Origin of the sequence: Microcoleus sp. S13_C3 (assembly GCF_036700905.1) — a bacterium.
Taxonomy (GTDB): domain Bacteria; phylum Cyanobacteriota; class Cyanobacteriia; order Cyanobacteriales; family Microcoleaceae; genus Microcoleus.
In genome coordinates this window covers 1-4125 of record NZ_JAUBPT010000293.1, presented here as the reverse complement: position 1 = coordinate 4125, position 4125 = coordinate 1, and the positions used below count along the sequence as shown (strand labels likewise).

At 47.1% G+C, this 4125-nt stretch carries 2 protein-coding genes and 1 pseudogene; 1 reads left to right on the top strand and 2 read right to left on the bottom strand.

Features of this window, described 5'->3' with window-relative positions; all coding sequences use genetic code 11:
- Positions 1 to 101: 101 nt before the first annotated feature.
- Together QUA16_RS35890 and QUA16_RS35885 are read right to left on the bottom strand one after the other, a co-directional pair.
- Complete coding sequence (locus tag QUA16_RS35890; protein ID WP_333109552.1) at positions 102 to 1304, bottom strand: bifunctional riboflavin kinase/FAD synthetase; 1203 nt, start codon at positions 1302 to 1304, stop codon at positions 102 to 104.
- A 242-nt stretch (positions 1305 to 1546) separates the two neighbouring features.
- Complete coding sequence (locus tag QUA16_RS35885; RefSeq protein WP_333109553.1) at positions 1547 to 2449, bottom strand: MBL fold metallo-hydrolase; 903 nt, start codon at positions 2447 to 2449, stop codon at positions 1547 to 1549.
- A 632-nt stretch (positions 2450 to 3081) separates the two neighbouring features.
- Here QUA16_RS35885 and QUA16_RS35880 point away from each other — a divergent pair.
- Positions 3082 to 4050 (top strand): annotated as a pseudogene (locus tag QUA16_RS35880) (RNA-guided endonuclease InsQ/TnpB family protein); the annotation flags it as partial.
- Positions 4051 to 4125: the final 75 nt, after the last annotated feature.

Here is a 4125-nt window from a genome sequence, read left to right as displayed (position 1 = left end):
CTATGCCCTATGCCCTATGCCCTATGCCCTATGCCCTATGCCCTATGCCCTATGCCCTATGCCCTATGCCCTATGCCTATGCCCTATGCCTATGCCCTAGGCTATAATAGGCTTCTAGCAATATCACAATCTGCCTGAATTTGACTTTTGAGAGCTTCCAGAGAAGCGAATTTTTGTTCGGGTCGCAAAAACTCTACCAAACTCGCACTCAAGGTTTGACCGTACAAATCCCCAGACCAATCTAACAGGTGAACTTCCACAGTGGGTTGCAGGCCGTCTACCGTCGGGCGGCAGCCAACATTCATCACCCCATTGACAAAAGATAAATTTGATGCTGTGCCGGGAATTAGAGATTTGGGATTTTCCTGCTGATAGGAAGAACTTTCCTCTTTCATCTTTTCCCATCCATGCTTCAGCGAGACTCGCACCGCATACACGCCAAAACGTGGCAAAAATTTTTCCGGCGGCAGTTCGATATTAGCAGTAGGAAATCCGATCGTCCTGCCCAGCCGCTGTCCGCCAACCACAGTTCCGACTAAACTGTAAGGTCGCCCCAGCAACTGATTCGCTCTTGTGATGTCGCCGGATGCCAGACCTTCGCGGATGGCAGAACTACTGATCCGATCGCCCTCACCGCAATTATGCAGCGGTACAAGAGCAACATCAATACCGTAACCAGAGGCGATCGACTGCAAATCCACAGCCGTTCCAGCGCGTCCCCGTCCAAACCGAAAATCAACCCCCACACTAATTCGACTCGCTTTTAGTTGTCGCACCAAAATTTCCTCGACAAACTCAGAAGCAGTCAAAGCCGCAAGTTCTCGATCGAACGGCAGCAGCACAAGTTGCTCGACGCCCATTGCTGCGAGCAATTCTACCTTTTCTGCCAGAGGCGTCAGCAGTTTTTTCGGTTGACCCGTAAAAAATTCTTGCGGGTGCGGATCGAATGTCACCACAGTGCCGTAAAGCCGATCGACCCCATCAGAATCGATCCCAGAGAGGCTGTTGCCCTCTGCCCTAGGGCCTATCAAACCATCGAAATTATGGCTGCTGTCGGCTCGATCGGGCGGTGCTGCTGAGTCGTTGTAGCAGGTCGCCGGAGGTTTGCTTTCCAAATTTTCATCTCTGCCAGCGTTGGAGCGCAAGTTTTGCCCCGACGCAATCACCGTCGCAGAATTTGACCTAGGCGATCGATTTAAAATTGGCTGCACGACTTGTCGATGCCCTAGGTGCAAACCATCAAAGTTTCCCAAGGCAACAGAAGTTGGAGTCAGAGCAGCGGTAGAAGAAGAAGTTAACCACACGCTTAAAATTTTGACATACTTAGCCAGATTGCGATCGCCAGTCGATTTTAGATTTTAGATTTTAGATTTTAGATTTTAGATTTGACTCCACAGATAAATCTGGAAGGTTGAACTTTGGTCTAAACTTTTTGGTTTTCCACGACTTAAGCCGGGGGCTTGTATCCGTCTTTGAGGTCAGCCCTAACTTAAATTTGAGATTTCCGACCTCAAGATTTCAGAACCATCTGGCAATCTCAAATCCATCAGACAGACACTTGAGGCGCTTGCACCGACGCTTCAGACAAATCGTTATCAGGAGGCAGCAATTGTAACGACAAACCTTCCCGCGCCATCAAACTATTCGGGAACCTTTGAGCCACTTCTTCTCCCACCTTGTCTAAAAACTCGTCATTGTGCAGCGGGTCGTGGTGAAAAATCACCAACTTTTTGACATTAGCAGCCTTTGCCACCTTCACCGCTTCCTGCCAAGTCGAATGTCCCCAGCCGACCTTGCTGCTCTTCGGGGCATAATACTCCTCATCGGTATAAGTAGCGTCGTAGATCAGCACATCAGCATCCTGAGCTAAATACAGCACATTTTCGTCTAAACGATCGGGAAAATGTTCAGTATCAGTCACGTAAGCAGCCGAATACCCCCGCCAGTTTACGCGGTAGCCTATAGCTTCCCCCGGATGGTTGAGCAAAGCAGTTTCCACCTTAATCTCTCCGATTTCCAGCGGTTTGCCCACTTCTATATCGTTAAATTTCAGGTCTGCCCCCATAATTTGCAGGGGTACCGGAAAATTGGGGTGCAGCATCTGGTCGTGGAGGCGCTGCTGGATAGTAGCCTTATTAGGAGCAATAGCCCCATAGATGTGAAAGCAGTTCCCAGGAATAAAAGCTGGGACAAAAAATGGGAATCCTTGAATGTGATCCCAGTGAGAGTGAGTAAAAAACATATGAGCTTTTACGGGCATCTGGGACAGGAGAGTTTGTCCCAAAACCCGCAATCCAGTACCACCATCGAAAATTAGGCGACTGTCACCCACTCGCATTTCTACACAGGGCGTGTTGCCCCCGTAACGTACTGTTTCTGCCCCGGGAGACGCTATGCTACCTCTAACGCCCCAGAAGTGAACCGTGAATTGGCTTTGCATACTAGACATGGGTTTTCTTGCAAGATTGTTCCGGCGAGTTATCGATAAGGTGTTGACATATTACTAAGGGCTTTACCATCAAACCCAAGTTCTTTGACGGTCGAGTTCCCCACTTGTGGGAAGTGCCAAGAGTCTCGCTCATCGCGAGAATGCAAAACTGTTGGGCTTGACAACTGAGCAATAAATTACAAGGTAGACTAATTCAAGTCTCGATCGTAACTATTCTTTTCGTCTCTTCACTAGCCTAACCTCCGCAGACACACTTTGGGGCATCAGTTCTGTCTGAGTTTGGTCAAAAGCCGCTGTTTTTCCAGCCTCCGCACTTGCCGAACCGGATTGCGCGGTCGGTTGTTTGGCTTGCTGCTTTACCGGTTTGAACCCGGATGATGGGCTTCCTCAACTCCCATTAATTCAAAAATCTTAGCAGTTTAGGAATGCTCCTGCTAATTATAAATAATATCCTGAAAACCCCGCGACTTTAGTCCGGGGATGAAAGGGGCAAGGAGGCTTTAGCCTCCCTGTCTATTTTCTTAGATTTCAGGATTGCGCTGTAGAGTAAAGCTATGTAAATCTTTGTGAACCATCAGAGTAAGGTTAAGCCAATGCTGCTAGCATAAGACTATCGTGATCGGGTCGAAGTCATGTTAGTTTTCGAGTTCAAAGCATACGGTAAAAAGCAGCAATTTGACGCTGTAAACGAAGCAATTAGAACGGTGCAGTTCATCCGAAACAAAGCATTGCGGTTTTGGATGGAAAACGAAAATGTCGATAAATACGCATTGAACAAGTATAGCGCTGTTTTAGCTAAGGAATGGACGTTTTGCGATGACTTGAATAGCATGGCTCGACAATCTAGCTCAGAAAGAGCGTGGTCGGCGATCTCCCGATTCTACGACAACTGTAAAAAGAAAGTCCCAGGAAAAAAAGGATTCCCGCAATTCCAGAAAGACAACCGATCCGTCGAGTACAAGACTACGGGATGGCGCTTGGCAGACGACCGAAAATCCATCACTTTTACCGACAAGCAAGGAATCGGGAAGCTCAAATTAAAAGGAACACGCGACTTACATTTCTATCAGCGCAGTCAAATTAAGCGAGTACGTTTGGTGAGACGGGCAGACGGATATTATGTCCAGTTTTGCATTCAAGTTAACCGTTCTGAAAAGACTGAAGTCACAGGTAACGCCATCGGGTTAGACGTAGGAATTAAAGAGTTCTACACAGACTCAAATGGGGTTGCAATTGAGAACCCGCGTTTCCTCCGCAAGGGAGAACGCAGGTTGAAAAAATCCCAAAGACGAGTCTCAAAGCGAGTCAAGGGTTCACAAAACAGAAAAAAAGCTAGAGCGATTCTAGGGAAACGCCACCTCAAGATAAGTAGACAGCGTAAAGATTTTGCCGTGAAGTTAGCAAGATGCGTCATCCAGTCTAACGACTGTGTAGCCTACGAAGACTTGAGGATCAAAAATATGGTGAAGAATCACTCTTTAGCAAAATCGATTAACGACGCATCTTGGTATATGTTCCGAATTTGGTTGGAGTATTTCGGCAAAGTATTCGGAAGAATTACGATGGCCGTACCAGCTAACGGAACAAGTCAAGAATGCTCTAAGTAGGTCGGTATAAAAAAACAAAGGTAAGTAAAGAAATGTTAACAACTAGAATTGGAACTGAATTTAAAGCGA